We start from the raw sequence: 26,475 nt of genomic DNA on the forward strand, positions 1-26,475 counted from the left end.
ATCAAGTCCTTGATCGCGAAAGAGTCGTCTCACGGCGCAGACGCGCCGTGGCTGGATGCCGGATCTAGTCCGGCATGACGGAAGAGAAGTGTCCCATCAACAGGCCGAGGCTCGCGCCCAAAACCGGCGCGGGCCTCATCGTTTCCGCAGGTCGGGCAAGGCAGCGGCAAGCGCCCTGAGCGGCGCAGTCATATGCTTGTCGCGCCTCAGCGCCAGCGCGATCCTGCGTTCCAGCGGCGGTTCGAGCGAGCGCCATTCAAGCCCGGACGCCGCGCCCTCATGTTCCACGGCCATGCGCGGCACGACGGCAAGACCTAGACCCGCGCCCGCCAGCTTCTTGATGGCCTCGACGCTGCCCAGTTCCATGGCGGGCTGCACGGTGCGGCCGCTCATCGAAAACCATTGATCCACCAGCCTGCGGGTATTGCCGCCTTCGTAAAGCAGCAGCGGTCGCGTCGAAAGCGCCTCCGCATTCAGCACCGTTTCTTCAGGAACGGAGCCGTGCGGGAAAACCGCCACCAGTTCGTCGAGATGGATATCGCTGATATCGAGGCTGCGGCCGCTGGCGGGCAGGGCCACCACCGCCGCATCGATCGTGTTGGCCTCCAGAAGCCGCAATATATCGTGGGTATTGCCGGTCTGCACGACGATGTCGATGCCGGGCATGGCCTGGCGGATCCTGCCCAGCACCGGCGGCAGAAGATAGATGCAGGCGGTGGCGCCGGTGCCGATGCGCAGGCGTCCCGTAACACCGCTGCGATGAGGTGCTACGGTATCGATGGCATGCGCCACTTCTTCCGCAATCCGCCTCGCATGGATGAGAAAATCCCGGCCCGCCGCCGTTGGCTGCGCGCGCCTGCCGACCCTTTCGATCAGCCGCACGCCAAGCTGCTTTTCAAGCAGCCTTATGTGCAGGCTGATGGCCGGCTGCGTCAGCCCCGCCTTGTCGGCGGCGGCGGAAAAGCTGCCGAGATCGGCCACATCCATGAAGCTGCGCACCTGCCGCAGATCGAGATCCATCATCAAAGAAAACCTTATCGTTTGTATAAGACAGATAATCTTTATTTTGGCTGCGCCGCAATGCACAATGAGGCCGTGAATGATCCTCAGGACAAGAGAATGACCCTTCCCACCGTTTCCAGCCTTACCATCCGCCCCTGCGAAGAGGCGGATATCCCAGCCATTACCGAAATCTACCGGGATGCCGTGTTGCACGGCCGCGCCAGTTTCGAGATCGATCCGCCGACCGCAGAGGCGATGGTCGAGCGCCGCCGTCTTCTGGTCGCGGGCAATTACCCCTATCTCGTCGGTGAGTTCGATGGAAAGATAGCCGGATATGCCTATGCCGGCGCCTATCGCGCACGCCCTGCCTATGGCGCGGCGGTCGAGGATTCCGTTTATATCGATCCGGCGATGAAAGGCTTAGGCATCGGCCGCAAGCTCCTCGATGCGTTGATCGAGGAGGCGAGCGCCCGTGGCTTCCGGCAGATGATTGCCGTCATCGGCGATTCGGCCAATGCCGCCTCCATCGGCGTGCACCGCGCCGCCGGTTTCGAGCACGTCGGCACCTTCAAATCCATCGGCTGGAAACATGGCCAATGGCTGGACACGGTGCTGATGCAGCGTGCACTGGGCGAGGGCGATACCACGCCCCGTTTCTGAGAATTCAGGGCTTGGTGGAACCGGGAATTTCAACCTTCAGCGTATCGCCGGCAAGCTCACTGCCCAGTTCCACGGCCTTGGTCTTCTTGTCGTAGACGCAGATATGGCTGACAGTCGCCTCTGCTCCCCCGTTCTGACCGGTTGACTTGGCCTTGCCGGTGATGATGGCGAGGCCGTAATTCTCGCTGCCGATTGGATCGACCACGGCCTTGGCGTCTTCAATCATGTCTTTGCCCGCGCCAAGGCACGCCGTCTGCACATCCGCCACGAATTCCTTCCACGCATCATCCGAAGATGCGGCGGCGGGCAGCGCCAGCGATGAGAAGGCGGCAACAAGGAGAAGCTTTGGGGTGATGGAGCGGATCAATGGGCGGGTCATGGAATTTCCTTCCTGCAATTTCGGCAAAAGCGAACCGATAGGGTGGAAAACGGTACGCCAGGGTTGTGAAACAAATGTGGTGGCGGCTTCACGGAGAGGAATTTTCTCTTTTGTCGGAACATTTTGATATTTCGCAGGTTGCCCAAACGGAGCTTCGCTCCTATGGTCCGCTCACACGGTTTCTAGGAGCGGTAACCCGCTGCAAAAAGGAGTAAAAACCATGGCCTTCGAACTTCCCGAACTCCCCTACGACTACGACGCGCTTGCACCCTACATGTCGCGCGAGACGCTCGAGTTCCATCACGACAAGCACCACAAGGCATATGTCGACAACGGCAACAAGCTGGCTGCCGAAGCCGGTCTTTCCGACCTGTCGCTCGAAGAAGTCGTGAAGAAGTCCTTTGGCACCAATGCCGGCCTCTTCAACAACGCTGCCCAGCACTACAACCACGTTCATTTCTGGAAGTGGATGAAGAAGGGCGGCGGCGGCAACAAGCTGCCGGGCAAGCTGGAGCAGGCGTTTGCCTCCGATCTCGGCGGTTACGACAAGTTCAAGGCTGATTTCATCGCTGCCGGCACCACGCAGTTCGGCTCCGGCTGGGCATGGGTTTCCGTCAAGAACGGCAAGCTTGAAATCTCCAAGACCGCAAACGGCGAAAACCCGCTGGTTCACGGTGCAGAGCCGATCCTCGGCGTCGACGTGTGGGAACACTCCTACTACATCGATTACCGCAACCTGCGTCCGAAGTACCTCGAAGCCTTCGTCGACAGCCTCATCAACTGGGACTACGTCCTGGAGCGTTACGAAGCCGCTGCCAAGTAAGGCTTGCGGAACGGAATTTTTTGGAACACCCGGCTTTCACGCCGGGTGTTTTGTTTTCAGGGCCTGATACCTCTGACCGGTCGCATCCGGTATCTTGTCCGGCTTGTCACAAGCCTGTCATCAGCCGGGTTTATCGCGGCGCATCATGACTGAAAAAACCACACTTCTCTTTTCTTTCGGCATCGTCGCCGACCCCCAATATGCCGATGCCGATCCCCGCCCGGAAATGGGCCGGTATTATGCCGAGAGCCCGAAGAAGCTCGCGCAGGCCATCAATACCTTCAACCGCGAGGATCTGGCCTTCGTGGTGACGCTGGGCGACATCATCGACCGCGGATTTGAAAATTTCGACGCGATTCTCAGCGTCTACGATGGGCTTCGTCACCCTTCGGTCATGCTTCCGGGCAATCACGATTATGCCGTTGCCGCCGAGCACTTGACGGCCATCCATGCCCGCCTCGGCATGTCTGCCCCCTGGCATGATTTCGCCATCGGCGCGATACGCTTCGTGGTGCTTGACGGCAATGAGGTAAGCCTCTTCGCCCCGCCTCCCGGCGATCCGCGCCGCGCGCTTGCCGAAGAGCGGCTGAAGCACCTGCAGGAAGCGGGTGCGATCAATGCCCAGGACTGGAATGCGTCGCTCAGCGACGAACAATTCGAATGGTTGCGGACCGTTCTGCAAAAGGCCGATGCGGCGGGCGAAAAAGTCGTCGTTCTCTGCCATTATCCGCTCTATCCGGAAAACGCCCACAATATGTGGGACGCACCGCGCATCCTCGATCTTCTGGGCGCGCACCCTTCGGTCATCGCATGGTTCAGCGGCCACAATCACAATGGCAATTACGGCGTTCTGGGCAACACCCACTTCGTCAACTTCAAGGGCATGGTGGATACACCCGACCAGAACACCTTCGCCATTGCCGATGTCTTTGCCGATCGCATCGTCATTCGCGGCTTCGGGCGCGAAGAGGATCGGGTGCTGGAACATCTGCGGCAGAACGCTGCCGTAATTTGAAGCCAGCACACCTCTCTCGACCCTCATTCCTGTGACGAGCACAGGAATGAAGGCGGAGAGGGGTTCGCCGGTACGGAACAAAGGTTGCAAGACGTACTAAATCAGTTGCTTTTACGCGCCGGCTTCATTCGTCGTGCGTTCTGAAGTTATGTTGCCCGGCTGGTTGCTCTGCCAGCCGCTCATCCACAATTGCCGCAGCTTTTCGCCTTCCATCTTGAAAAAGCTGCCCGTGGTTTCGCAGGCGAGTACCCGGTCCGAGCGGAAGTTGCGGATCGCCTGCCGCAATTCGCACCAGGCGACGATATTGGTCGTTTCCGAATAATAGATCACGGCGATGGGGCGGATCTGCCGCCGCGTCTCTGCGCCGGTTTCATCGCAATAGGTGAGATTAAGCCTTTCCTCGTCGCGCACTGCCCGCCTGACTGTTGAAAGGTCGATGCCGGCGGGTACGGGGGCGATGCTGCCCCAGGCGTGCAGGGCATTGGCGGAGAGCATCTTTGACAGGGGCTCGGGCAGGGATGCGGCGATCTTTTCGCTGACCTTCTTCGCCGCCTGCCGCAATTCGGCATCCCCCGTGCGGGCGACCATGGCGAGCGCAAGCACGATTGCCTCGGTCTCTTCGATGGAAAACATCAGCGGCGGCAGATTGAAGCCGGGACGCAGGATATAACCGACGCCGCGTTCCCCTTCGATCGGCACACGCATGGTCTGAAGGGCGGCTATGTCGCGATAGACCGAGCGCACCGTCACTTCCAGCGCCTCGGCAATCGTCTGCGCGGTGACAGGCCTGCGCGCCACCCGCAGGATCTGGATGATCTCGAACAGTCTCGACGCCTTGCGCATTGCCGTTTTTCCGGTTGCTTCACCACGCAACTGACACAACGCTGTCAGTTGGCTTTTCCTATAAATAGAAAAACACATTGAGAAACATATGCTTTCCCGAATGTGCCGCAAACTGTTTTGGGAGATACTGACATGAGTTACGCTGAAAATCTCTGGCTTTTCTTTCTGGTCCTGTTCGGCATCATCATCCTGCCGGGCATGGACATGCTGTTCGTGCTGGCAAGCGCTTTGACGGGAGGCAAAAGAACCGGCCTTTCCGCTGCAAGCGGCATGAGCGCCGGCGGCATCGTGCATTCGCTTTACGGCGCCCTGGGCGTCGGCATGCTGGCCGCCTGGATGCCCTCGCTGTTCCTGCCGTTGCTGGTCTTCGGTGCGGCCTATATGATCTGGATCGGCATCGGCCTGATGCGCAGCGCGATCGTCGTGAACGGCGATGAGGCGCAGGCGAGCGCTTCGGTCAGAAAAGCCTTCTGGCGGGCGGTGCTGACCTGCCTTTCCAATCCGAAGGCCTATCTGTTCATGATGGCGATCTATCCGCAATTCCTCAAACCGGCCTATGGCCCGATCTGGATGCAGGGGCTGGTGATGGGCGCGATGGTGGCGGTCACGCAGTTCACGGTCTACGGCGCGCTGGCGCTGACGGCGGATAAAAGCCGGGCATGGCTGGTTTCTTCACCGGGTGCGACAATCTTCATCGGCCGCGCCGCCGGTTTCATGCTGATTGCCGCAGCCCTGCTGACGCTTTGGGAGGCCTTGTCCTAGACTTCTGTTTTCACGATAGAATTCACCGCAATGTGACTTCTTTTCGCCATCCGGAAAGGGCATCCTCGCGCCGTTCCATCTAGCGTCCGGTGTCCCGGCCGGAATCAAGGAGAGAGTCTATGAAATTGAAAACCATCGCGGCGGCCATGCTTTTCGGCTGTCTTTGCGCCGGAGCGGTCTATGCTGCCGGCGAAGTCGAAAAACGTGAAGGCATGATGAAGCAGATCGGCGGCTCCATGGGCGCGCTTGCCGCCATCTCCAAGGGTCAGAAGCCTTACGACGCTGACGTCGTGAAAGCCGCCGTGACGGCCATCAGCGCCAATGCCAAGGCTTTCCCCGACCAGTTCCCGCCCGGCAGCGAGGCCGGCAGTGCGGCCGCACCCGCCATCTGGGAAAATTTCGAGGACTTCAAGGCAAAGGCCGCCAAGCTGGGCGCGGATGCGGACACGGTTCTTGCCAATCTCCCCACCGATGAGGCAGGCGTCACCACCGCCATGAAGACGCTCGGCGCCGATTGCGGCACCTGCCATCAGACCTATCGTCTGAAGAAATAATCCTTTCAAAACGCCGCTTCCCGGCGGCGTTTTTTAGGCCTGGAAAGACACCTGAGCCAGTCAGGTGAGAGTGGGGAGAGGGGCATGTCTTCCATTTGGACGAAGCTTGCGGGCGGGATCGCGATTGCGGCCGTTGCGGGTTATGGTATTTTCGCCTGGGTGACGGCGCCTGAGCGGCAGGCACCCAGCCATTGGGTGAGCCTTGGCGAGCCGGATCTGGCCAATGGCGAAACACTGTTCTGGGCGGGCGGCTGCGCCAGTTGCCATGCCGCACCCGATGCCAAGGGCGATGCGCTTTTGATGCTTTCGGGCGGGCAGGCGCTGAAAAGCCCCTTCGGCACCTTCCATGTGCCCAATATTTCCTCCGATCCGCAACATGGTATCGGCAGCTGGACGCTGGCCGAATTCGGCGATGCCATGACGCGCGGTGTCGGCAGGAACGGGGAACATCTCTACCCGTCCTTTCCCTATGCCTCCTATGCCCGCATGACGCAGAAGGACATCAACGACCTCTACGGTTATCTGAAAGTCCTGCCCGCCAGCCAGAACGACGCGCCGGATCACGACCTGCCGTTCCCCTTCAATATGCGCATGGCGCTGGGCGGCTGGAAATTCCTTTATTTCGACCCCTCGGCGCGGCCCCGCGTCGAGCTTGCCAACGCCAATGCCGAATTGCTGCGCGGCCAATATCTGGTGGAAGGGCCTGGCCATTGCGGCGAGTGCCACACACCGCGCAATGCGCTCGGCGGATTCCAGACGGATAAATGGCTGGCCGGCGGTCCCAATCCGGAAGGCGAGGGCCGTATTCCCGACATCACCCCCGGTTCGCAAAGCATGGGCGCCTGGGCGGCGGCCGATATTGCCAGCTATCTGGAAACCGGCTTCACCCCGGAATTCGACAGCGTCGGCGGTTCCATGGTCAAGGTGCAGCAGAATATGGCGCATCTGACGGCCGATGACCGCGATGCCATCGCCGCCTATCTGAAGGCGATCCCGTCGCGTTAGAGCCTGATACCTCTCCTCCGTCATCCCCGGGCCTGACCGGAGGATGACGGAGGAGAGGTAGGTAAGCGCCATTGACTCCCGACCCCGCCCATCGGATAACAATCCTGTGATGGTTCCTTCCGGGCATTCCGGAAGGTGAAAAGGGAACACGATAGGGAGAAATCCTCATTCGTGGCTGCCCCCGCAACTGTGAGCGGAGAGCCTGAAACGAAATGCCACTGGCAAGCCATCTCGCCGGGAACCCAGGGTTTCCAGAGAGGGTGATGCCGGGAAGGCGTTTCAGGTTTTGACCCGTAAGCCAGGAGACCTGCCATCACGGAAATATCCATGCCGGCGGGGTGTCCGGAAGAGCGGAATGTCAGGGTGGTGGGATCAACGCCTCCCTGTGTCAGTCTCGTATCCCCGTGGTGAAGTGTATCGTATGCGGCTCGACGGCCTTTTTCCGTTCGGCCGCGTCCAGAGGCGCGGGGTCGCGCCGCAAGAGGGGTCACCATGTCCATCAACCAGAATACGGCCAATTCAGCCGTTTCCGCAAAAACAACCAGCTTTGCGCAATCGCTGACGGCGATCATGCTTGGCCTGTTCGTTGTCGGCTTTGTCGGCTTTTCCCATGTGGAAGCCGTTCACAATGCCGCGCATGACACGCGCCATGCCAATGCCTTCCCCTGCCATTGAGGGGAAACCGCATGTCTTCTTTTCGCAATATCGTCTTTACCGCCGTTCTCGTCGGCATTGTCGGCGGTTTCGCCGTCTCGGCCATGCAGGCTGTCAGTACCACGCCGCTCATCCTTCAGGCGGAAACCTATGAAAGCGCCGGCGAAGCGCCCCACAGCCATGATGCGACGGCCCCGGGTGCTGCCGTTCCTGCCCATGAGCATAACGATGAAGCCTGGGCTCCGGCCGACGGCTTCGAGCGCACTGCCTATACCATCGCCGCCAATGTTCTCACCGCCATCGGTTATGCGCTGGTGCTGACCGGCCTGATTTCGCTGCGTGGCACGAATGGCGGCTGGCGCGAGGGTCTTCTCTGGGGCGTGGCCGGTTTTGCCGCCGTCATGCTGGCCCCGATGATCGGCCTGCCGCCGGAACTGCCGGGCAGCCCGGCTGCCGCGCTCGAGGCACGGCAGATCTGGTGGCTTGCGACGGTTGCCGCAACCGCGGGCGGCATTGCGCTGATCGCCTTCCGCCGCGAACCCTGGGCCATCATATTGGCGCTGGTGCTGATCGTCGCACCGCATGTTGTCGGCGCACCCTTGCCGCCGGAAGGTGAACTTGCGCTGGCGCCGCTGCCGCTGGAGCGTCAGTTCATCGTCGCCGCCACCGTGACCAGCTTCGTTTTCTGGGCTTTGCTTGGAACATTGAGCGCGTTTTTCCTGAAGCGCTTCCAGCAGGCGTAAATCCATGCAGGACGCAGCGGAATGGAGTGAGGAACTCAATGCGCTGCGTTTTGCCGTTCCCGGTCACGGCGCTTTCTGCGCCGTGCACCGTCTTGCCTTCAAGGCAGTGCTGGGGCCAAGCCCGGCAGGAGAGGCGGCTCTCACCTTTTTCCATGACCACGAGGCCGCCTTCGTCGGGGCAGCCCTTTCCAAGATAAAACGTGCAAATTTACCCGCCGGCCGCAGCCTGCATCTGAACAGCCGCGATATTCGCCGGGCGATTGCCGGGGAGGGTGAGGAGCCGGCGGCGCGCGCGTGCCGGGTGCTGGATCGGCGATAATCCTCGCTATTCTCACCTCCGTAGAGGGAGCGCAAACAACCGAGACGGCTATGCCTCACCGATGCTCCGCCGCAAAAACCTGAAGTTCCGCCTCGGCTTCCGGACCAAAGAGGCCGAAGTGTTTCAGGATTTCCACAGCGAAACTCACCGGCGCGCTGCCGGCGGCGGTGATGATGCCGCCATCGCTGACCGCTTTCGGCTGGTCGCGATAGAGGTTTTCACCGCTATAGGCCGGATAGGCCTTGTGGGATGCCAGCGAATTGCCGGTATGGGCGACGTCGTTCAGAACGCCCGTGCCGCCGAGCGCGCTCGCCGCCGCGCAGATGCCGGCCACCAGCCGGTCCCTGTCGCGAAACCGGTGCACCAGCCCGCCAAGATCGACAGCCGTGCCCTTTTCCCAGCTGAGACCACCGGGAACGATGAGAGCATCGATATTCTCAGGATCGAGCGCATCATAGGACGTGTCAGGCGTCACATTCAGCCCGCCCATGGAGGTTACCGGCCGGCCATCGGGCGTGGCGTAAATGATCTCGACGCCGAGATAGCTGCGTGCTGCGGCAGCAAGCAGCGCCGGTTCCCAGTCCGCAAAATCCTGCGCGAGCGCAATGGCGATCCGTGTCATGGCCGTCTCCGTGGTTTTTAATCAGGCGATGGCCTGCATGTAGCGCATGCCGGTGACCGGGCGGGGCGCGAAATCCATGTTTTCGTAGAAACGATGTGCCGCCACATTGCCGGTCGTGGCGCTGACGGAAAGATAGTCGCAGCCCAGACGCTTGGCGATATCGCGGGCGCGGGAAACGAGGTGCTGGCCGGTGCCATGGCCGCGATGGCCGTCACGCACGAAGAGATGGTGCAGCTCAAGCCCGCGCTGGCCTTCCTGCGCCCTGTAGAGCGGCAGAAGCAGGGCGTAACCGATCAGCGCGCCATCGGCTTCCGCCACCAGGCCGTGCACCCAGGGCAGGGGGCCAAACAGGTCCCGTTCCAGTTTCGCCGGCGTGATCGCCGCCGCATCGCCATGGTAGGAGGCAAGCAGCGTGATCATTTCGTTGAGTTCGGGCAGATCCGTCTTGCGTGCGCCACGAATGATGACGACGGGCGGTCTTTCCAGTGTAAGGGTGCTATCTTCGGTCATTTCTTTGGTCCTTTGGTCTTATCGGTGCCGTCAGGACGCTTGAGAAACAACAAAGCCGCCTGACGGCGGCTTGTTGACAATATGATCTGTCGAGCCGCCCTTAAAGGTAGGCCCAAAAGTACGAGCAGGAGATGGGTGCGCGTTCGTTGATCATGGGACATGCAATGCGCCCGAATCCGTAATCTGTCAAGCGGGCCAATTCGCAAATCGCGCGATTGCCGAAACAATGGCTTCTTCCATCCCCGCATCCGCCGTGGAATGTCCGGCGCCGTCGATCATGATCAGTTCGCTTCCCGGCCACGCCGCGGCAAGCTCGTAAGCCGTGACCGGTGGTCCCTGCAGATCCCGCATGCCCTGAATGAGGACACCGGGAATGCCTGCCAGCATGCCGGCGTTGCGGAGAAGCACGCCGTCTTCCAGCCACGCCGCATGGTGGAAATAATGCGCACACAGGCGCGCCCGCGTGAGCCTGTAGTTTTCATCCTGCCATTTTTCGGGAAAAGCCGAGATGGTCTCTGCGGTAATCGAACCCGCTTCCCATAGATGCCATTCATAGGCCGCCCCGGCGCGGATGGCGGGATCCGCATCGTTCAAAAGCCGGTAATAGGCCGCGACAGGATCGTCCTTCGGCATATGATCCGGGATCGCGGCGATAAAGCGCCGCCATTGCCCGGGCAAAAACATCGCCAGCCCCTGATAAAGCCAGTCGATTTCCTTCTGCCGCGTCGTCGTGACACCCGCCAGAACCATGGCGCGGACATGGCGGGGATGGCGCTGGGCATAGGCGAGGGCGAGCGTCGAGCCCCATGAGGTGCCGAACACCAGCCAGTCATCGACGCCAAGCGCCACACGAATGGCCTCCATGTCGCCGATCAGGTGCTGCGTGGTGTTGTGCTCAAGGCTGACGGCCGCATTCGGCGTGCTCTGCCCGCATCCGCGCTGGTCGAACTGAATGATGCGGTAACGCTGAGGATCGAAATAGCGCCGCGCCTTTGACGATATCCCGGAGCCGGGGCCGCCGTGAAGCAGGATCGCCGGCTGTCCCGCCGGATTGCCCGCAATCGTCACATGCAGCCTGTGGCCGTCGGAAACATCGATGAAAATAGTGTCGAAGGGGGCGATTTCGGAAAAGGTCTCTGGCATCCGGCATCTCTTTTGAAGCGATGGCAGGCGCATATATCGCCCGGATGACAGCGGAATGTCAGTGCCGCCGTCTTCTCCGCGTCTCAGTGTTCGCCTTCGCACATTCCGTGGTCGGAAAGCGCGCGGATGACATAACAATCCTCGATCGAATGGCCGTGGCAATGGGAGACGATGCGCTCCAGTTCATGTTCCAGCTTCTTCAGGCTGGCGATTTTTTCACGGACATGAGCGAGGTGTTCGGCAGCGATACGGTCCGCCCCTTCGCACGGCATCTGCCGGTGCTGGCTAAGCGCAATCAATTCGCGAATGGCGTCGATATTCAGACCGATATCGCGGGCATGGCGGATGAAGGCCAGCCTTTCAAGATCGGTTTTTTCGTAGCGGCGCTGGTTGCCTTCCGAACGGTCCGCCTCACGGATGAGACCCATCTGCTCGTAATAACGGATCGTCGGCACCTTGACGCCGGTACGTTTGGACAATTCACCGATGGACAGCATCGCTTTCTCCATATCTCCGGCGCAGCGGGAAGAGAGCGAGTTGTTTCGCCGCTCATGGCCCGATGCTCTAGTCTCTAGAGATATTATGTTTCAGCCCGCTGTTCAATGGGTGTCAGGCGGCCTCGTCCACGCCAAGCGCCTGTGCCAGGGCCTTCAGGACTTCCGCCTCAAGGCTGGAGGCGGCTTCAGGCTGCGCGGCGGTGGCCATTTCCGGCGTGGATGTGCCTGTCGCGGAGGCTCCGCTGTCGAGGTTCCACAAAGCGGCGGCAAGACCGGCGGAAACGCTGGCGGCGGCCGGTGAAACTGCCGTGGCGACGCTTTCCGCGCTGGAGATGGCGCGATGCGCGGCACGGGTCAGCTCCAGCAGGGCCTCGGTAGTGGAATGGGTTTCCTTGTTTTTCGCCGGTTCAAGGGTCCGGACCGGCATTGCGTAATAGCTGCTGGTGGTTGCTGCGATAGTCGTCATGACTGAGTCCCCAAGTTCTGATGGTGTATTTTTAGGGGCCGAAACATTCGCGAGGATTGCGTCATGCGAGACTTGAACGAAAAAACATCTCAATATAGTATACCCCCCTATAGTATATGAGGTGCCTATGTCCCATACGATCCGTAACAAGGAGAAGCTTCTCGCCCGCATCCGTCGCCTGAAGGGGCAGATGGAGGCGGTGGAGCGCGCGCTGGACGACGCCAAGCCCTGCGGCGAGGTGCTGCAATTGCTGGCTTCGGTACGCGGCGCGCTTTCCGGCCTCACCGGAGAGGTGATGCAGGAACATCTGCACGAACATGTGGTGCACGCCGAAAATGAAGACGAGCGGGCGCGGGCGGCGGAAGAGCTGGCCCAGGTGCTGAAGACCTACATTCGCTAGAGCATCGGCGGGAAGACGAGATGCTTAAACAAGACGCTCTGAAAATCGAACAGGATTAGCGACATGACGACGACATCCGAATTCTCCCATGCGGCCGGCCATGAGCATGTTTTCCTCGGCCAGAATCATGAGCGTAACGAGAGGCGCGTGTGGATGGTGATTGCGCTCACCACCGTCATGATGGTGGCCGAGATCGTTGCCGGCCACTGGTTCGGCTCCATGGCCCTGACGGCGGATGGCTGGCACATGTCCACTCATGCGGGTGCAATGCTGATTTCGGCGCTCGCCTATCTCTATGCCCGCCGTGAGGCGCGCAACCCGCGTTTCACCTTCGGCACCGGCAAGTTCGGCGATCTGGCGGGGTTCGCCAGCGCCATCGTGCTGGCGGTGGTGGCGTTGCTCATCGCCGTTGAAAGCGCGATGCGCCTCGTCAATCCGGTCGAAATCGACTTCAACCAGGCGATTCTCGTTGCCGTCATCGGCCTTGCCGTCAACCTTGTCAGCGCCGTGCTCTTGAAAGACGACCATCATCATGATCACGGCCACGGTCATGGTCACGCCCATGGCTCGCACGCCCATCACGATCACGGTTCGCACGCGCATCACGGTGAGCATGATGCAAAGGGCGGCAGGGACAATAATCTGCGCGCGGCCTATCTGCATGTGCTGGCCGATGCGCTGACCTCGGTTCTTGCCATCGTCGCGCTGCTGCTCGGCAAATGGAACGGCTGGTCCTTCCTCGATCCGGCAATGGGCATCGTCGGCGGTCTGGTCATCGCCCGCTGGTCATGGGGGCTGGTCCGCTCCACGGCGACGACGCTGCTCGACGCCGTACCCCAGACGGAAGATCTGCCGCAGGAAATACGCGAAAGCGTGGAAACGGAAGAGGATCGCATCACCGACCTGCATGTCTGGCAGGTGGGGCCGGGGCATCACGCCGCCATCGTGGCGATCCAGTCGCAGGCGCCGAAAGCGCCGGCTTTCTACAAGCAGAAGCTTGCAGCCATACATGAACTCTCGCATGTGACGGTCGAGGTCAGCCCGGCAAGGGCCTGATGGGAATCGACTATTTCAGTTTGTTGATCAAGGCGCTTGAATCTCTCCGCGTCATCCTCGGGTCAAGCCCGAGGATGATGGAGATAGCGGTAGAGGCTTTGTTCTAAAAGCCTATTCGGTATATTCCGAATAGGCGCTGCGCACCCACTCGGCCTGCGCTTCCACTTCGACCTCGGCGGAGGCCGCAGCAGGCGCACTGCCATTGCCCACGGCCCACAGCACATTGGCCAGCGAATGGGAAAGAATGGTGCTGGAAACCGTCGGGTTGCCGGGGCCGCGCTTCACGGCCTGCTCTTCGGGCGCGCTCTGCGCGCTGCCGGCTTTTTCGATGTCGCGAATACGTCCCTGATAATTGTATCCGCCGATATTGCTTTCGATCTGCATGTCGGTGATTCCGCGTTCAAAAGTTAACGAATGGTTAACGGCGGCGACTTGTCCGAAACTTGCGCTTGCTGCATTGCAACGACGTTCCCGGCTTGACAGCCGGCAAAGGGGTGCTTCGTTTTTGCCTAATGAAGACGGGGCAGCTTTATCCCTCGCGGCATTGCAGTCCGGTTTAATTTCTGGCGCTGTGAACACCTCACTCCCGTCATTCCGGCCTTGAGCCGGAATCCAGCCGACGCGCGTCTGCGCGGCGAGAGAGCCCTTTCAGCCCAAGGACTTGGGCTGGCTGGATACCGGCTCAAGGCCGGTATGACGGAAAGAGGAAATCTCGCGGACGCGGCCAATCCGTCCGGTGCCGGATTACGCCGTTTCCTTCTCCACCGGCACAATCGTTTCCTGGAGCTTCTCCGGCTCCTCTGCCGCTTCCGCCTTCACCTCAACCTCAACCTCCTGCGGCGCGGGCGTCACCATTGCAGCCACCAGCGTGTCCAGCCCGATGCTGCCGACCGGCTTGCCGTCCTCGTCCACCACATGCGCGGTCGTCTCGTTGGCTTCCGACATGTCGCGGGCGATTGTTTCCAGCGTCGCGTTTTCCGGCACGGACATGCCCTCGGGGCGGCTTTCAAGCGGCTCCATCACCGTGGTGGCCTGCAGCACGCGGCCGCGATTGACGTCGCGCACGAAGTCGGTGACGTAACCATCGGCCGGGGAGAGAATGATGCTCTGGCCGTCGCCCTGCTGCACCACTTCGCCGTCTTTGAGAATGGCGATATGGTCGCCGAGCCTGAGCGCCTCGTCCAGATCGTGGGTGATGAACACCACGGTCTTCTTCAGCTCCTGCTGCAGATCGAGCAGCATGGTCTGCATGTCGACGCGGATCAGCGGATCGAGCGCCGAATAGGCCTCGTCCATGAGGAGGATATCGGCGTCATTGGCAAGCGCCCGGGCAAGGCCGACACGTTGCTGCATGCCGCCGGAAAGCTGGTTCGGATAATAATCCTCGTAACCGGCAAGACCGACGCGCTCCAGCCAGTAGCGGCCCTTTTCCTCGCTCTTGCTGCGCGGTACGCCCTGGATATCGAGCCCGTAGACGCTGTTTTCCAGCACGGTGCGGTGCGGCAGAAGGCCGAATTTCTGGAACACCATCGCCGTCTTGTGGCGGCGGAATTGCCTGAGCGCCGAAGCGCTCATGCCGCAGATGTCCTCGCCATCGTAAAGCACCTCGCCGGCGGTCGGGTCGATCAGCCGGTTGATATGGCGGATCAGCGTCGACTTGCCGGAGCCGGAAAGGCCCATGACGACGGTGATCTTGCCGCCGGGCATGGTGATGTTGATGTTGTTGAGGCCGAGCACATGGTTGTGTTTGTCGTTCAGCTCCACCTTGTCCATGCCGGATCGCACCGCTTCGAGGTACTTCTCGGGATGCTTGCCGAAGATCTTGTAAAGGTGGCGGATTTCGATGCTTTTAGCCATGGGAGACCTCGCGGTATTTCTGCAGGCGCTTGCCGAAAGCCTGGCTCGCCCGGTCGAACATGATGGCGATGGCGACCAGAGCGAAACCGTTCAGGAAGCCCACCGTGAAGAACTGGTTGTTGATGGCCTGCAGCACGTTCTTGCCGAGCCCGCCGACACCGACCATGGAGGCGACGACGACCATGGCGAGCGCCATCATGATGGTCTGGTTGATGCCGGTCATGATGGTGGGCAGCGCCAGCGGCAGCTGCACGTTGAACAGCTTCTGGCCGTTGGAGGAACCGAAGGCGTCTGCCGCCTCCAGCACTTCCCGGTCCACCAGGCGAATGCCGAGGCTGGTCAGGCGAATGACGGGCGGAATGGCGTAGATCACCACTGCGATCAGGCCCGGAACCTTGCCGATGCCGAAAATCACCACCACGGGGATGAGATAAACGAAGCTCGGCAGGGTCTGCATCACGTCGAGCACGGGATTGATGAGGCGTTGCAGGCGTTCCGAACGTCCCATCAGGATGCCGAGCGGCAGGCCGATGACGATGGCGATCAGGGTGGCGATGGCGACGATGGACAGCGTCGTCATGGCGTCGCGCCAGAGGCCGACCGCGCCGATCATCAGCAGGGCTAGCGCCGTGCCGCCGGTAATCCTGAAGCTGCGACCGGCCAGATGCACGATGGCGAGAATGATGAGGAGCGTGATGATCCACGGTGTCTGGATGAACAGCCGCTCCGAGGAATTGAGGAAGAGCTGGAGCGGATGCACGATCACATCGATCGCATCGCCGTAGTTGCGCACGATGTCGCGAAAACCATCATCGATGGTCTTGCGTGCCACACGCATCGTGGAATTGTCGATGGCCGGGAACTTGCAGAGCATGTCCGGCAGGTAATTGCAGAGGGCCATTATTGTTGTTTTCCCTTTGGGTTATTGAGGGATGGGTGGTTGGAGGTTGGAGTGCGCGGGCACCCCCCTCTGTCCTGCCGGACATCTCCCCCTCAAGGGGGGAGATCAGCAGGGCGCACCCTTTTCCAATTCTCAACGTTTGTGATGGGCGATACCCTGCCGCAGGTCGATCTCCCCCCTTGAGGGGGAGATGCCCGGCAGGGCAGAGGGGGGTAAGCGGCTTGCGCCGGGCCCCCATCAACCAATCACATCGAAGCCTTGATCTTCTCCGCCACCTCGGCCGGAACCCACTTCGTCCAGATGTCCTCGTGGTTCTCGAGGAAATATTCCGCGCCGTCCTCGTTGGTGCCCTGGTTCTCATCCATCCAGGCGAGGATTTCGGCGACCGTCTTGTTGTCCCAGTTGCGGGCCTTGATGTAGTCAAGCGTCACCCCGGCCTTGCTTTCGAAGTCCTTGGTGATGACGGTAAAGACATCGGCCACCGGATAGGCATTGACCTTGGCATCGGCGCAATCGACCTTGGCCGTGCATTCGTCATAATGGGCGCGGTCGAGTTCGACGCCGTCATCAAGCTTCACCATCTCGTATTTGCCGAGAATGGCGGTGGGCGACCAGTAATAGCCGAGCCAGCCCTGCTTCTTTTCAAACGCATTGGCGATGGAGCCGTCGAGGCCGGCGGCAGAGCCGGTATCGACCAGCGTGAAGCCCTTTTTGTCGCCCTCGCGCGCCTTGTAGAGATTGGCGGTGGTCACCTGGCAGTTCCAGCCGGACGGGCAATTGTGCACGGCGCCCTTGCTGGCGTCTTCCGGGGCGGGGAAAAGTTCGGGATGTTTCAGCGCATCCTCGACGGTCTTGATGTCGGGGTGGGCGTCGGCGATGAATTTCGGGATCCACCAGCCTTCGACGCCGCCATCGGTAAGGATTTTAGACGCCTCGATCATGCGGCCTTCCTTGACGGCGGCATCGAGCGGCTCGCGCACGGCGTTCACCCACAATTCGGGCGCCATGTCCGGCTGGCCCTTTTCGTTCATGGAGGCGAAGGTCGGCATGGTATCGCCGCTGACGACATTGACCGTGCAGTCATAGCCGTTTTCCATGATGAACTTGTCGACGTAAGCCGCGACACCGGCGGATGCCCAGTTCATTTCGGCGATGGAGATGCTGCCGCACTCTTCGGCGGCATTGGCGGAATTTGCTGCACCGGCAGCGATGATAAAGCCCGTTACGAGAATGGTCGAGGCGAGGAGTTTCTTCATGTGTAAGACCCCCAAGTCTGATGCAGTGTTTTCAATTGGCAAAGCGGGAGCACTGCAAAGCCCGGATTGCCAAGGGCGAACTGACATGGCGCGTGGAAAAGCCGAAAAATGACGGCAAGAAGAATATCCGCAGAACACGCTGCGGCATTGCCGCAGGAGACGCGGCGAAAAAGCGCATGAATATGTCAACGACCGGCATAATACGGCCAAAAAGTGATATTGCAACGCGAAATGGCGCATCGCAGCCATGCGTTCGATTCCCGGAACATTTTTCCGTCTGGCGTAATACTGAAAATATATTTGTAATTTACTGAGGTATATTTTGAATTTCAGTAGTTTGAAATAAAAATCCGTTATGCTGTAAAGTGGTATTTAAAGAAAAAATACCGGCGCGATTTTGTGGAAAAAATATTCAGAAACGGGTTTTTGAAGGGTATTTTTATACTGTTTTCGGAGCGGGCGACGGCTCTCCGCCGCCCGTTCCGCCATCAGCGGGTCATGCGGCGTCCTTGCCGGCCACCTTCAGCGCGAAGGCATATTCGAAGGCGATTTCTTCCAGCCGCTGGAAACGGCCCGATTTGCCGCCATGGCCGGCCGCCATGTTGGTTTTCAGCAGGATGGGGGCTTCTCCCGTGGTCTTCTCACGCAGCTTCGCCACCCATTTGGTCGGCTCCCAATAGGTCACGCGCGGATCGGTGAGCCCGGAAAGCGCCAGGATAGGCGGGTAAGGCTTCGCACCCACATTGTCATAGGGGCTGTAGGCAGCAATCCAGCCATATTCCTCTGCCGATTCCAGCGGATTGCCCCATTCAGGCCATTCCGGCGGGGTCAGCGGCAGCGTGTCGTCAAGCATGGTGGTCAGCACATCCACGAAGGGAACGGCGGCGATGATGCCGGCGAATTTTTCCGGCGCCATATTGGCTACAGCCCCCATCAACATGCCGCCGGCCGAGCCGCCTTCGGCGATAATGCCCTTATAGGAGGTGAAACCTTCCTGAACCAGATGATCGGCAGCGGCGATGAAGTCCTTGAAGGTGTTCTGCTTGGCTTCCATCTTGCCGGTTTCGTACCATTCGAAACCCTTATCCTTGCCGCCGCGAATATGGGCGATGGCATAGATGAAACCACGGTCGGCGAGCGACAGCGTTGTGGTGGAGAAGGAGGCAGGAATGGTGATGCCGTAAGCGCCGTATCCATAAAGCAGGCAGGGTGCGGAACCGTCAAGCGGCACATCCTTGCGATAGAGCAGGGAGACCGGCACCAGCTCGCCATCATGCGCAGGCGCCATGATGCGACGGGTGATGTAGTCATCCGGATTGTGGCCGGAGGGCACTTCCTGCGTCTTCAGCAGCGTGCGCTCGCGCGTCACCATGTCGTAGTCGAACAGCTGGCTCGGCGTCGTCATCGAGGAATAGGAGAAGCGGATGACATCGGTGTCATATTCCGCCGCGCCATGCAGGCCAAGCGAATAGGCCTCTTCGGCAAAGGCGATGGAATGTTCCTCGCCGGTGCGGCGGTCGCGGATGACGATGCGCGGCAGGCCGTCGCGGCGTTCCAGCCAGATCAGGTGGCGGGCATAGGCATCGACCGAGAGAATGAGGCGGCCCGGCTCATGCGGGACGACTTCTTTCCAGTTTTCCTTGCCAGGCGCTGTCACCGGCGCTTCCACGATGCGGAAATCCTTGGCGTCGCCGTCATTGGTGAGGATGAAGAAGACATCGCCGCCTTCGCACATCGAATATTCGATACCCTCTTCGCGCTCTGCCACGATAGCAGGTTCAGCCGTCAGGTCTTTGGTGGAGAGAATGCGATATTCGCTGGTCTCATGGTCGTGAATGTCGATGAAGATGAAATCGTCGAGAACCGACGCGCCGACGCCCATGAAGAAACCGGGATCCTTTTCCTCATAAACCAGCCGGTCGGCCGATTGCGGCTCGCCGATGATATGGTGGAAGACCTTGGAGGGGCGGTGGTTCTCGTCCTGCAGCGTATAGAAGAAGCTCTTGCCATCGGGCGCCCATGCGCCGCCGCCGCCGGTATTTTCCACGACGTCGGCAAGGTCTTCGCCGGTTTCGAGGTTGCGGATGCGCAGGGTGAAATATTCAGAGCCCTTGTCGTCATAACCCCAGATGCCGTGACTGTGATCGGAGGACTGGTCGAGACCGGCAAGACGGAAATAATCCTTGCCCTCGGCCTCTTTGTCGCCGTTCAGCAGCACGTGTTTTTCGCCGCCGCCGCGCGGGGTGCGGAAATAATGCGGCTGCTCGCCGCCGGTCACGAACAATGTCCCGTAAGCATAAGGCCCGTCATTGACCGGCACGGAGGAATCATCCTGCTTGATGCGGCCTTTCATTTCCTCGAACAGCTTTTCCTGAAGCGCCTTGGTGTCCCCCATGGCCGCTTCCATATAGGCGTTCTCCGCTTCCAGATGGGCGCGGATCGACGGGTCGAGCAGGGTAGGGTCCTTGAACATGGCCTGCCAGTTATCGGCCCGGAACCATGCGTAATCGTCGGTGCGGGTAATGCCGTGATGCGTATCCTGAACGGGCCGTTTTTCGGCGGTCGGGGCGGCGGGCAGGTTCTTGAAAATCGGCAAGGGAAACTCGCTTTCGTATGAAGAATTCTTGGGCGGCACCAAGATGTAGAGCGGGCCTTGCGGCCGATCAAGTTTCAAATCTCCACAGGCGGAATACGGCTTGGGCACAATTTCGTCAGCTTTCGATCACATTTTGGCAATATCCGGCAAATCAGCGATGATGGATGCAGGCCGCCCGGCCTGCCGCCCACCACAAGAACAAACGAAAAAACTGACAGGATCCCATGCGAAAGCTTTTTCCCGCTGCCCTTTCTGCCTTTTTCCTTGGCTTGCAGACCTTCACGCCTGCTTTCGCGATCGATGCCAGCGTCATGCGGCAGTTGAACGCGCTTGCCCCCGAGGAGCGGCTGGAACAACGCTGTGATATCGAGGCGATGGAAAGGATAGCGACCGAGCAGAAGGGCATGCGGCCGGACAAGGTCATCGCCTATACTTTCGGTGATCCGGAAGTTGGCAAGAACTCGATCAAGGCGCCGGGTGCGGTCTTCAGAAGTTCGGGCGAATGGTACAAGCTGAAATACAAGTGCCAGCTGAAGAGCGACAGCCTCAGCATCCAGTCCTTCGATTACCGCGTCGGCGATAAAATTCCCGAAGAGCAGTGGAAGAAGTTGTATCTTTATGACTAACCAAGGATTTTTTCGGTTGCCGGCAGGCGTTTAGCCTCCGGTTTTCTTGCCGCTCCGCCACCGGCTCTGTAACCCTGCTTGCCGATCAAAGCGAGGGAGACGGGCATGGCGACACGATTCAAGGGACTTTCGGCTTTTCCGATCACGCCGGCCGACGAGGCCGGGCAGGTCGACACACAGGCCTTTTCCGCCCTCATCGAGCGGCTTGATGCGGCCGAGGTGGATTCCGTCGGCATTCTCGGCAGCACCGGCATCTATATGTATCTGTCGCGCGCGGAGAGGCGCCGGGCCATCGAAGCTGCCGCGTCGGTCCTCAAGGGCAAGCGCACACTCATGGCCGGCGTCGGCGCCCTGCGCACCGATGACGCCGTGGCCTTGGCAAAGGACGCCGAAGCTGCCGGTGCGGATGCATTGCTGCTCGCACCCGTGTCCTACACGCCGCTGACGCAGGAAGAGGCCTATCACCATTTCGCCGCCGTGGCCGGCGCAACGGGCCTGCCGCTCGCCATCTACAACAATCCCACCACGACCCGCTTTGCCTTCAGCGACGAGCTTCTGGTGCGGCTTGCCTATATCCCGAATATCCGCGCCATCAAGATGCCGCTGCCGGCCGATTCCGATTATGCCGGTGAGCTTGCGCGGCTGAGGCCGAAGCTGGGGCAAGATTTCGCCATTGGTTATAGCGGCGACTGGGGCTGCGCCGACGCCACGCTTGCCGGCGGCGACACCTGGTACAGCGTGGTCGCGGGTCTGCTGCCGGTTCCGGCCCTGCGGCTGATGCGGGGGGCTCAGGCCGGCAATGCGGAAGAGGCGAAGAGGATCGATGCGGCCTTCCAGCCGCTCTGGGCGCTGTTCAAGGAGTTCGGCAGCATCCGCGTGGTTTATGCCGCCGCCAACATCCTGTCGCTGACGGTCAGCGAACCGCCCCGGCCGATCCTGCCGCTCACCAGCGCCGAACGCCAGCGGGTGGAAGAGGCGCTGGAAGCCCTGTCCGGGCTGGAAACCGCGCCTTAATTCGGGCGCTTTGCGGGCGGATTGCCACGGAATGATACTGCATTCACTGCGGAAAATGAAAATGATACGTCGCTTCCTCCTTGCTGCCCTGTTCGCTTCAGCCGCGTCCGCCGCCTTAGCGGGGACCGGCCTTGTCGAACCGACGCTGAAAATGTCGCCGCAGCATGACGGCAAGGTGCGGGTGGCGATGACGCTCGATGCCTGCATGGGCAAGACCGACCACCGCATTCTCGATACGCTGGTGAAGGAGCGCATTCCGGCGACGATCTTCGTCACCGCCCGCTGGCTGAAACATAATGGCGAAGCGCTGGCCACGCTCATGGCGCATCCGGACCTGTTCGAGATCGAAAACCATGGCGAAAACCATGTGCCGGCGGTGGATAAGCCGGTTTCCATCTACGGCATCGCCGCGGCCGGTTCTGAAGCGGCGGTCGAGCAGGAGGTGGAGGGCGGCCGTCAGGCCATCGTCGCCGCCACCGGCCTCCAGCCGCAATGGTTCCGGGGTGCCACGGCCAAATATACCAGGTCCTCCATGACCACCATCAACCGGCTCGGCATGCGGGTCGCCGGTTATTCCGTCAATGGCGATGGCGGCTCGCTGCTGGGGGCGGCCATGACGGCGAAACACATCGCTTCCGCCAGGGATGGCGATGTCATTATCTCCCACATCAACCAGCCCACCCATGAAGCGGGCGAGGGCGTGGTGAAGGGCCTTCTGGCGCTGAAGGCGCGCGGCGTGATTTTCACAAGGCTGGATGACCCGTCCTTCGCACCGCCGGGGAATTGATCTGCAAGGTCGCCGCCCTTTCTTCTCCCCGCCGGGGAGAAGATGCCCGAAGGGCAGATGAGGGGGCAAGCTCCCCGCATCTTTCCACCGTCGCCCCCTCATCCGGCGCTGCGCGCCACCTTCTCCCCGGCGGGGAGAAGAAATATGCCGCACCGGCTTGGCCGCGAAACGGCGCGGACACGAGCCGACAACATCCCCTACATCAACGCCCGTTTTTCGGCGGCGCGGGCCAAAAAATTGCGCTAGCATCCTCCCCATGATGCTGTTCAAACGCCCCGACACCGAAACACTCTATTCCGCCCTTGTGAACAAGGACCCCGCCTATGAGGGCGTGGCCTATGTGTGTGTGACGTCGACCAAGATTTTCTGCCGCTTTACCTGCACGGCGCGCAAGCCGAAAATCGAAAACTGCCGGTTCCGCGAGACCATCGCCGAATGTCTGGAAGCCGGTTTCCGCCCGTGCAAGCGCTGCAAGCCGATGCTCGCCTATGGCTCGGCCGATGAGACCGTGACGTCGCTGCTGACGGCACTGGAAAACGAACCGGCGCGGCGCTGGCGCGAGGAGGATGTGGTGGCGATGGGCCATGATCCGTCCACCGTGCGCCGCACCTTCAAGCGCCGTTTCGGCATGAGCTTTCTGGAAATCGCCAGATTGCGGCGGGTAGGCGATGCTGCGGAAAGCATCGCTTCCGGCGAAGCGGTTATCGGTGCGCAGATCGATGCCGGTTACGAATCCGGCAGCGGTTTCCGCTCCGCCATCAACCAGTTCTTCGGCTCTTCGCCCGCCGCCATGAAAGGCAAGGGGTTTTTGAAGGGTGACTGGATCGATACGCCGATCGGCCCGATGCTCGCCGTCGCCGACGATCACGCCCTGCATCTCCTCGAATTCGCCGACCGGCCGGCGCTTCCGGCGGAGCTGAAACGGCTGAAAGCGCGCACCGGTGCGGATATGGTGCTCGGCCGGACGGCCGTGACCGGCCACATCGAAGCGGAGCTCAAGGCCTATTTCGCCGGGCATTCGGCTACCTTCGAAACCCGGCTTGCCGGCCACGGCACGCCCTTCGAGCGCGATGTCTGGCGCAATCTGCGGGGAATCCCGGCGGGCGAGATCGTCAGCTATTCCTCGCTCGCAACCGCCATGGACAGGTCGTCCGCCGTGCGTGCGGTCGCGCGTGCCAATGGCGCCAACCAGATCGCCATCGTCGTGCCGTGCCACCGTGTGCTGGGCGCGGATGGCAGCCTGACCGGTTATGGCGGCGGGCTGTGGCGCAAGAAATGGCTGATCGAGCACGAGCGCCGCATGGCGAGCGCGCAGGGGGAGGCGCAGGGAATGCCGCTCGCTTCCTGAGCGGCCTTGGCTGCTGGTTTTCAGGAGGTTGTTCATCGATAGTGGAGCAGACGCGTGGGGTTTACCCCCTCTGCCCTGCCGGGCATCTCCCCCTCAAGGGGGGAGATCGGCAAGAAGCTCTCCCATCACTTCATTCTCAAATGTCGAGACTGCCGAAACCTCGCCTCGATTCGATCTCCCCCCTTGAGGGGGAGATGCCCGGCAGGGCAGAGGGGGGGTAAGCCCCACGCGCCCGCGCCTGCCGTTGAAGCCGGGCTTAATCCGGCAGTTTGGGCACCACCCGGCGTGAGGGAAACAGCTCCCGCGTCACCGTCATGGCGATCAGCGACAGCGGCAGCGCCAGCATGGCGCCGGCCGCTCCCCACATCCACGTCCAGAAGATGATCATCACGAAGACGAGGAAGGGGTTTATCTCCATGTTGCGGCCCACCACCGCCGGAAAGGCGAGGTTTTCCATCAACAGGTGAATGGTGAAGAAGATCGCCGCCGGCAGAAGCGCCAGGATGATGTTGTCATGGGTGATGATGCCGGCCACCGTCAGCGCGATGGTCATGGCGGTGATGCCGAGAAACGGCACGAAGCTGGAGAGGAAAGCGAACAGGCCCCAGAGCAGCGGCATGGCCAGCCCACCCAGATAAGCGATGACCACCATCGTCACCCCGAGCCCCGCATAGATCAGCGCCGCCGTGGCGAAATAGGTGCCGAGCACCTCCTCCACCGAGGCGATGATGCGGATGGTCCGCAGCCGTTGATGGCGGGCCGGAAAGGCCATGATGATCGCCTTGCGCAGCCGCAGGCGGCTGTAAAGGAACATCAGCAGCGCGGCGAGGAAGATCATGCCCTGAATAACGGCCGGAGTAACATTTGAACCGAGCACGGAAATGATCTCACCACTGCGCGAAATCAGCGATTCCATCGACATCGAGCCCATGCTGAAAGTTGCCGCCGAGATATTCAACCATCGCAGGTTTTGCAGATAGGGCAGGAATCGGTCGATGCTGCGCTCCACCAATGCCGGTCCTTCGGAGGCGAGTTGCGACACCGGATCGATCAGCGAATTGACCACGAAGAACATCACCGCCGCCACCAGGGTGGAGAGAATGAGCGCGACGCCAAAGCCGGGAATGCCATAGGAGCCGAGTTTTTCAGCGGCGATGCCGAGTATCATTCCCACCACGATCGCCATGACCACGGGAATGAGAATGAGCGACAATTCGTGGATGACGGCCATCATCACGACCAGAAAAATGCCGATTATCGACCATGCCACGACGACATCCAGCGCTTCGCGGCCAAGCGGCTGCTGGCTGCGGGCATCGTCGCGGTGCGATCCGGACGCAAGCCCCTCAAGCGGGTCGGCCCTCGTGGCGCCGGCAACGCCGGTGCTCGCACCCGTGCGGCCACCAATATTGCCCAAATTGCCGGCTTTTTCCGGTCTGGCATTCTCATTCATCGAACTGTCCCCCAATAAGACGACAAACGTTCGAAAAATGAGGCGGTTCCGGGGCGGTGAAAATTTCTGCCGCCCCGTCTTCCTTCAGGCGGAAAGCTTCAGCCCGATGCCCCAGGGATCCTTCAGAACGATGCCGTCGCTCTGCCGTTCCGTGGCGATTTCCAGCCGGTCGAGAGCAGCCGTTGCGCGGTCCAGGGCATCACGCTCGTTGAATTTCAGGGAGTAGCCGGAAAGGCCGGTCATGCTGTCCTTGCGGGCCGTGGCGCCACGGCTGTTCCAGATATTGGCCGCCACATGGTGGTGATAGGCCCCGGAGCCGAAGAAGCTCGCACCCGGATACCGCGCCATGATCTTCAATCCCAGCACGTCCTGATAAAACTCATCCGCCTGCGGAATATTGCCGACCTGCAGATGGATATGGCCGATGGCGGTTCCCTCTGCGGCGCCTTCGAACGCTGTCTTCGGCGCACTGTCGTAAAGCGCCTGAAGATTGAGGCCGAGCGTCGCCATCTCCACCGTGCCGTCCTGCTGATAGGTCCATTCGTCGGGCGAACGGTCGCGATAGACCTCGATGCCGTTGCCTTCCGGGTCGGCAAGATAGATGGCCTCGCTGACCAGATGGTCGGACGCGCCCTGAAGCTGGATGTTGTTATGGGCGGCATGCGCCAGCCAGTGCGCCAGATCCTGCCGGCTCGGCATCAGGAAGGCGGTGTGGAACAGGCCCGCGGCATTGCGCGGCGCGCGCTCCGCGGCAGTCGAGGTGGAAAGCGTCAGCAACGGCTGGCCGTTGACGCCGAGAACCTCGCCGCTTGGGCTCTTTTCGATGACCGAAAGACCGATGATCTTCCGGTAAAAATCCGAAACGCGCGGCAGATCGTGAACGACGAGATGAGCCTGACCGACATAAGCCGGACGCGTCAGGGCGAATTGTTTGATTTCACTCATCATAATCTCCATATTGAATCTGACGCGCCAAGGGCCGATGGGCGGCCGCCGGCATCGTCCGACGCCGCTTTGCGGCGTTTGTCGAAAGCGAATATGGGCGGATTTCATCGTTCAGCAAAGGTCGCCATCCGGCGATTGACCGTCCACAATTCGTTGACAATGCCCGCCCAAGCATGGTCTCCCGGCTTTGACTTCGATCAAGGCGGAGGGCGTGCCGGCGGGGAATATGAGCTTGAGCC

At 60.8% G+C, this 26,475-nt stretch carries 31 protein-coding genes and 1 riboswitch; of the genes, 16 read left to right on the forward strand and 15 right to left on the reverse strand.

All coding sequences use genetic code 11. The features are described from left to right. Positions 1 to 135 precede the first annotated feature (135 nt). Positions 136 to 1,023: a LysR family transcriptional regulator gene (locus tag FY152_02640; GenBank protein ID UXS31036.1), complete on the reverse strand. Its 888-nt coding sequence runs from the start codon at positions 1,021 to 1,023 to the stop codon at positions 136 to 138. Positions 1,024 to 1,041: 18 nt separating this feature from the next. On the opposite strand from FY152_02640, the gene FY152_02645 reads away from it, so the two are divergent. After that, positions 1,042 to 1,662 carry an N-acetyltransferase gene (locus FY152_02645; protein ID UXS31037.1) on the forward strand — a complete coding sequence of 207 codons (621 nt, stop codon included), beginning with the start codon at positions 1,042 to 1,044 and terminating at the stop codon, positions 1,660 to 1,662. 4 nt (positions 1,663 to 1,666) lie between these two features. On the opposite strand, the gene FY152_02650 is transcribed toward FY152_02645, so the two are convergent. Next, positions 1,667 to 2,041, reverse strand: coding sequence for a hypothetical protein (locus FY152_02650; protein ID UXS31038.1), 375 nt, complete (start codon positions 2,039 to 2,041; stop codon positions 1,667 to 1,669). Positions 2,042 to 2,261: 220 nt separating this feature from the next. Here FY152_02650 and FY152_02655 point away from each other — a divergent pair, with 220 nt between their 5' ends. Both FY152_02655 and FY152_02660 read left to right on the forward strand, forming a co-directional pair. Continuing rightward, on the forward strand, positions 2,262 to 2,864 hold the full coding sequence (locus tag FY152_02655; GenBank protein UXS31039.1) for a superoxide dismutase: 603 nt from the start codon (positions 2,262 to 2,264) through the stop codon (positions 2,862 to 2,864). A 145-nt stretch (positions 2,865 to 3,009) separates the two neighbouring features. After that, entirely contained in the window at positions 3,010 to 3,879 is an 870-nt protein-coding gene (locus FY152_02660) for a phosphatase (GenBank protein ID UXS31040.1), read from the forward strand. A 111-nt stretch (positions 3,880 to 3,990) separates the two neighbouring features. On the opposite strand, the gene FY152_02665 is transcribed toward FY152_02660, so the two are convergent. Continuing rightward, positions 3,991 to 4,722 carry a YafY family transcriptional regulator gene (locus FY152_02665; protein ID UXS31041.1) on the reverse strand — a complete coding sequence of 244 codons (732 nt, stop codon included), beginning with the start codon at positions 4,720 to 4,722 and terminating at the stop codon, positions 3,991 to 3,993. A 132-nt stretch (positions 4,723 to 4,854) separates the two neighbouring features. Between FY152_02665 and FY152_02670 the strand changes: the two genes are divergently transcribed. The 6 genes from FY152_02670 to FY152_02695 all read left to right on the forward strand — a co-directional run bounded on the left by FY152_02670 (position 4,855) and on the right by FY152_02695 (position 8,759). Beyond that, a complete protein-coding gene (locus tag FY152_02670; protein ID UXS31042.1) occupies positions 4,855 to 5,484 on the forward strand; it encodes a LysE family translocator in 630 nt (209 codons plus the stop codon). 119 nt (positions 5,485 to 5,603) lie between these two features. Beyond that, positions 5,604 to 6,038, forward strand: coding sequence for a cytochrome c (locus FY152_02675; GenBank protein ID UXS31043.1), 435 nt, complete (start codon positions 5,604 to 5,606; stop codon positions 6,036 to 6,038). An 84-nt stretch (positions 6,039 to 6,122) separates the two neighbouring features. After that, the gene (locus tag FY152_02680; GenBank protein ID UXS31044.1) at positions 6,123 to 7,043 is read left to right on the forward strand and encodes a c-type cytochrome; all 921 of its coding nucleotides are present in this window, start codon (positions 6,123 to 6,125) and stop codon (positions 7,041 to 7,043) included. A gap of 93 nt (positions 7,044 to 7,136) precedes the next feature. Next, positions 7,137 to 7,373, forward strand: a riboswitch (cobalamin riboswitch). A 162-nt stretch (positions 7,374 to 7,535) separates the two neighbouring features. Further along, a complete protein-coding gene (locus tag FY152_02685; protein ID UXS31045.1) occupies positions 7,536 to 7,718 on the forward strand; it encodes a CbtB-domain containing protein in 183 nt (60 codons plus the stop codon). 11 nt (positions 7,719 to 7,729) lie between these two features. Continuing rightward, positions 7,730 to 8,440, forward strand: coding sequence for a CbtA family protein (locus tag FY152_02690; GenBank protein ID UXS31046.1), 711 nt, complete (start codon positions 7,730 to 7,732; stop codon positions 8,438 to 8,440). A gap of 4 nt (positions 8,441 to 8,444) precedes the next feature. Next, complete coding sequence (locus FY152_02695; GenBank protein ID UXS31047.1) at positions 8,445 to 8,759, forward strand: hypothetical protein; 315 nt, start codon at positions 8,445 to 8,447, stop codon at positions 8,757 to 8,759. A 55-nt stretch (positions 8,760 to 8,814) separates the two neighbouring features. Here the strand turns inward: FY152_02695 and FY152_02700 are convergent, their stop codons facing one another. The 5 genes from FY152_02700 to FY152_02720 all read right to left on the reverse strand — a co-directional run bounded on the left by FY152_02700 (position 8,815) and on the right by FY152_02720 (position 11,997). Beyond that, the gene (locus FY152_02700; protein ID UXS31048.1) at positions 8,815 to 9,381 is read right to left on the reverse strand and encodes a glutamine amidotransferase; all 567 of its coding nucleotides are present in this window, start codon (positions 9,379 to 9,381) and stop codon (positions 8,815 to 8,817) included. Between the two features lie 21 nt (positions 9,382 to 9,402). Next, positions 9,403 to 9,891: a GNAT family N-acetyltransferase gene (locus FY152_02705; protein ID UXS31049.1), complete on the reverse strand. Its 489-nt coding sequence runs from the start codon at positions 9,889 to 9,891 to the stop codon at positions 9,403 to 9,405. Between the two features lie 186 nt (positions 9,892 to 10,077). Beyond that, positions 10,078 to 11,034 (reverse strand): prolyl aminopeptidase, encoded by a 957-nt coding sequence (pip, locus tag FY152_02710; GenBank protein ID UXS31050.1) that lies wholly within the window; start codon positions 11,032 to 11,034, stop codon positions 10,078 to 10,080. Between the two features lie 83 nt (positions 11,035 to 11,117). Next, positions 11,118 to 11,531, reverse strand: a complete 414-nt coding sequence (locus tag FY152_02715; GenBank protein UXS31051.1) for a helix-turn-helix domain-containing protein — start codon at positions 11,529 to 11,531, stop codon at positions 11,118 to 11,120. A 112-nt stretch (positions 11,532 to 11,643) separates the two neighbouring features. Then, positions 11,644 to 11,997 (reverse strand): hypothetical protein, encoded by a 354-nt coding sequence (locus FY152_02720; protein UXS31052.1) that lies wholly within the window; start codon positions 11,995 to 11,997, stop codon positions 11,644 to 11,646. 127 nt (positions 11,998 to 12,124) lie between these two features. Between FY152_02720 and dmeR the strand changes: the two genes are divergently transcribed. After that, positions 12,125 to 12,397, forward strand: coding sequence for a Ni(II)/Co(II)-sensing transcriptional repressor DmeR (gene dmeR, locus FY152_02725; GenBank protein UXS31053.1), 273 nt, complete (start codon positions 12,125 to 12,127; stop codon positions 12,395 to 12,397). Between the two features lie 63 nt (positions 12,398 to 12,460). Continuing rightward, positions 12,461 to 13,453, forward strand: coding sequence for a CDF family Co(II)/Ni(II) efflux transporter DmeF (gene dmeF / locus FY152_02730; GenBank protein UXS31054.1), 993 nt, complete (start codon positions 12,461 to 12,463; stop codon positions 13,451 to 13,453). A 111-nt stretch (positions 13,454 to 13,564) separates the two neighbouring features. Here dmeF and FY152_02735 read toward each other — a convergent pair whose 3' ends face one another. From FY152_02735 to FY152_02750, 4 genes are all read right to left on the reverse strand, one after another. Continuing rightward, positions 13,565 to 13,837 carry a hypothetical protein gene (locus tag FY152_02735; protein ID UXS31055.1) on the reverse strand — a complete coding sequence of 91 codons (273 nt, stop codon included), beginning with the start codon at positions 13,835 to 13,837 and terminating at the stop codon, positions 13,565 to 13,567. 360 nt (positions 13,838 to 14,197) lie between these two features. After that, positions 14,198 to 15,310, reverse strand: a complete 1,113-nt coding sequence (locus tag FY152_02740; protein ID UXS31056.1) for a glycine betaine/L-proline ABC transporter ATP-binding protein — start codon at positions 15,308 to 15,310, stop codon at positions 14,198 to 14,200. Beyond that, positions 15,303 to 16,211, reverse strand: coding sequence for a proline/glycine betaine ABC transporter permease (locus FY152_02745; protein UXS31057.1), 909 nt, complete (start codon positions 16,209 to 16,211; stop codon positions 15,303 to 15,305). Before FY152_02745 ends, FY152_02740 begins: the two co-directional genes overlap by 8 nt. Positions 16,212 to 16,456: 245 nt before the next feature. Then, positions 16,457 to 17,467, reverse strand: a complete 1,011-nt coding sequence (locus FY152_02750) for an ABC transporter substrate-binding protein (GenBank protein ID UXS31058.1) — start codon at positions 17,465 to 17,467, stop codon at positions 16,457 to 16,459. 35 nt (positions 17,468 to 17,502) lie between these two features. Here FY152_02750 and FY152_02755 point away from each other — a divergent pair, with 35 nt between their 5' ends. After that, entirely contained in the window at positions 17,503 to 17,781 is a 279-nt protein-coding gene (locus FY152_02755; protein ID UXS31059.1) for a hypothetical protein, read from the forward strand. A gap of 182 nt (positions 17,782 to 17,963) precedes the next feature. Here FY152_02755 and FY152_02760 read toward each other — a convergent pair whose 3' ends face one another. Then, on the reverse strand, positions 17,964 to 20,063 hold the full coding sequence (locus FY152_02760; GenBank protein UXS31060.1) for a S9 family peptidase: 2,100 nt from the start codon (positions 20,061 to 20,063) through the stop codon (positions 17,964 to 17,966). 224 nt (positions 20,064 to 20,287) lie between these two features. Here FY152_02760 and FY152_02765 point away from each other — a divergent pair, with 224 nt between their 5' ends. From FY152_02765 to FY152_02780, 4 genes are all read left to right on the forward strand, one after another. Then, positions 20,288 to 20,689 (forward strand): DUF930 domain-containing protein, encoded by a 402-nt coding sequence (locus FY152_02765; GenBank protein UXS31061.1) that lies wholly within the window; start codon positions 20,288 to 20,290, stop codon positions 20,687 to 20,689. 105 nt (positions 20,690 to 20,794) lie between these two features. Beyond that, positions 20,795 to 21,703: a dihydrodipicolinate synthase family protein gene (locus FY152_02770; GenBank protein ID UXS31062.1), complete on the forward strand. Its 909-nt coding sequence runs from the start codon at positions 20,795 to 20,797 to the stop codon at positions 21,701 to 21,703. 61 nt (positions 21,704 to 21,764) lie between these two features. Continuing rightward, a complete protein-coding gene (locus FY152_02775) occupies positions 21,765 to 22,490 on the forward strand; it encodes a polysaccharide deacetylase family protein (GenBank protein UXS31063.1) in 726 nt (241 codons plus the stop codon). Between the two features lie 256 nt (positions 22,491 to 22,746). Next, positions 22,747 to 23,838 (forward strand): bifunctional transcriptional activator/DNA repair protein Ada, encoded by a 1,092-nt coding sequence (locus tag FY152_02780; GenBank protein UXS31064.1) that lies wholly within the window; start codon positions 22,747 to 22,749, stop codon positions 23,836 to 23,838. 256 nt (positions 23,839 to 24,094) lie between these two features. Here the strand turns inward: FY152_02780 and FY152_02785 are convergent, their stop codons facing one another. After that, the gene (locus FY152_02785) at positions 24,095 to 25,291 is read right to left on the reverse strand and encodes an AI-2E family transporter (GenBank protein ID UXS31065.1); all 1,197 of its coding nucleotides are present in this window, start codon (positions 25,289 to 25,291) and stop codon (positions 24,095 to 24,097) included. 84 nt (positions 25,292 to 25,375) lie between these two features. Further along, positions 25,376 to 26,236 (reverse strand): VOC family protein, encoded by an 861-nt coding sequence (locus FY152_02790; GenBank protein UXS31066.1) that lies wholly within the window; start codon positions 26,234 to 26,236, stop codon positions 25,376 to 25,378. Positions 26,237 to 26,475: the final 239 nt, after the last annotated feature.

The organism is Agrobacterium tumefaciens (assembly GCA_025560025.1).
Taxonomy (GTDB): Bacteria; Pseudomonadota; Alphaproteobacteria; order Rhizobiales; family Rhizobiaceae; genus Agrobacterium.

Coding starts and splice junctions, on each gene's coding strand:
- FY152_02640 (UXS31036.1), bottom strand. CDS start 1,023: ATGATGGATCTCGATCTGCGGCAGGTGCGCAGCTTCATGGATGTGGCC.
- FY152_02650 (UXS31038.1), bottom strand. CDS start 2,041: ATGACCCGCCCATTGATCCGCTCCATCACCCCAAAGCTTCTCCTTGTT.
- FY152_02655 (UXS31039.1), top strand. CDS start 2,262: ATGGCCTTCGAACTTCCCGAACTCCCCTACGACTACGACGCGCTTGCA.
- FY152_02660 (UXS31040.1), top strand. CDS start 3,010: ATGACTGAAAAAACCACACTTCTCTTTTCTTTCGGCATCGTCGCCGAC.
- FY152_02665 (UXS31041.1), bottom strand. CDS start 4,722: ATGCGCAAGGCGTCGAGACTGTTCGAGATCATCCAGATCCTGCGGGTG.
- FY152_02670 (UXS31042.1), top strand. CDS start 4,855: ATGAGTTACGCTGAAAATCTCTGGCTTTTCTTTCTGGTCCTGTTCGGC.
- FY152_02675 (UXS31043.1), top strand. CDS start 5,604: ATGAAATTGAAAACCATCGCGGCGGCCATGCTTTTCGGCTGTCTTTGC.
- FY152_02680 (UXS31044.1), top strand. CDS start 6,123: ATGTCTTCCATTTGGACGAAGCTTGCGGGCGGGATCGCGATTGCGGCC.
- FY152_02685 (UXS31045.1), top strand. CDS start 7,536: ATGTCCATCAACCAGAATACGGCCAATTCAGCCGTTTCCGCAAAAACA.
- FY152_02690 (UXS31046.1), top strand. CDS start 7,730: ATGTCTTCTTTTCGCAATATCGTCTTTACCGCCGTTCTCGTCGGCATT.
- FY152_02695 (UXS31047.1), top strand. CDS start 8,445: ATGCAGGACGCAGCGGAATGGAGTGAGGAACTCAATGCGCTGCGTTTT.
- FY152_02700 (UXS31048.1), bottom strand. CDS start 9,381: ATGACACGGATCGCCATTGCGCTCGCGCAGGATTTTGCGGACTGGGAA.
- FY152_02705 (UXS31049.1), bottom strand. CDS start 9,891: ATGACCGAAGATAGCACCCTTACACTGGAAAGACCGCCCGTCGTCATC.
- pip (UXS31050.1), bottom strand. CDS start 11,034: ATGCCAGAGACCTTTTCCGAAATCGCCCCCTTCGACACTATTTTCATC.
- FY152_02715 (UXS31051.1), bottom strand. CDS start 11,531: ATGCTGTCCATCGGTGAATTGTCCAAACGTACCGGCGTCAAGGTGCCG.
- FY152_02720 (UXS31052.1), bottom strand. CDS start 11,997: ATGACGACTATCGCAGCAACCACCAGCAGCTATTACGCAATGCCGGTC.
- dmeR (UXS31053.1), top strand. CDS start 12,125: ATGTCCCATACGATCCGTAACAAGGAGAAGCTTCTCGCCCGCATCCGT.
- dmeF (UXS31054.1), top strand. CDS start 12,461: ATGACGACGACATCCGAATTCTCCCATGCGGCCGGCCATGAGCATGTT.
- FY152_02735 (UXS31055.1), bottom strand. CDS start 13,837: ATGCAGATCGAAAGCAATATCGGCGGATACAATTATCAGGGACGTATT.
- FY152_02740 (UXS31056.1), bottom strand. CDS start 15,310: ATGGCTAAAAGCATCGAAATCCGCCACCTTTACAAGATCTTCGGCAAG.
- FY152_02745 (UXS31057.1), bottom strand. CDS start 16,211: ATGGCCCTCTGCAATTACCTGCCGGACATGCTCTGCAAGTTCCCGGCC.
- FY152_02750 (UXS31058.1), bottom strand. CDS start 17,467: ATGAAGAAACTCCTCGCCTCGACCATTCTCGTAACGGGCTTTATCATC.
- FY152_02765 (UXS31061.1), top strand. CDS start 20,288: ATGCGAAAGCTTTTTCCCGCTGCCCTTTCTGCCTTTTTCCTTGGCTTG.
- FY152_02770 (UXS31062.1), top strand. CDS start 20,795: ATGGCGACACGATTCAAGGGACTTTCGGCTTTTCCGATCACGCCGGCC.
- FY152_02775 (UXS31063.1), top strand. CDS start 21,765: ATGATACGTCGCTTCCTCCTTGCTGCCCTGTTCGCTTCAGCCGCGTCC.
- FY152_02780 (UXS31064.1), top strand. CDS start 22,747: ATGATGCTGTTCAAACGCCCCGACACCGAAACACTCTATTCCGCCCTT.
- FY152_02785 (UXS31065.1), bottom strand. CDS start 25,291: ATGAATGAGAATGCCAGACCGGAAAAAGCCGGCAATTTGGGCAATATT.
- FY152_02790 (UXS31066.1), bottom strand. CDS start 26,236: ATGAGTGAAATCAAACAATTCGCCCTGACGCGTCCGGCTTATGTCGGT.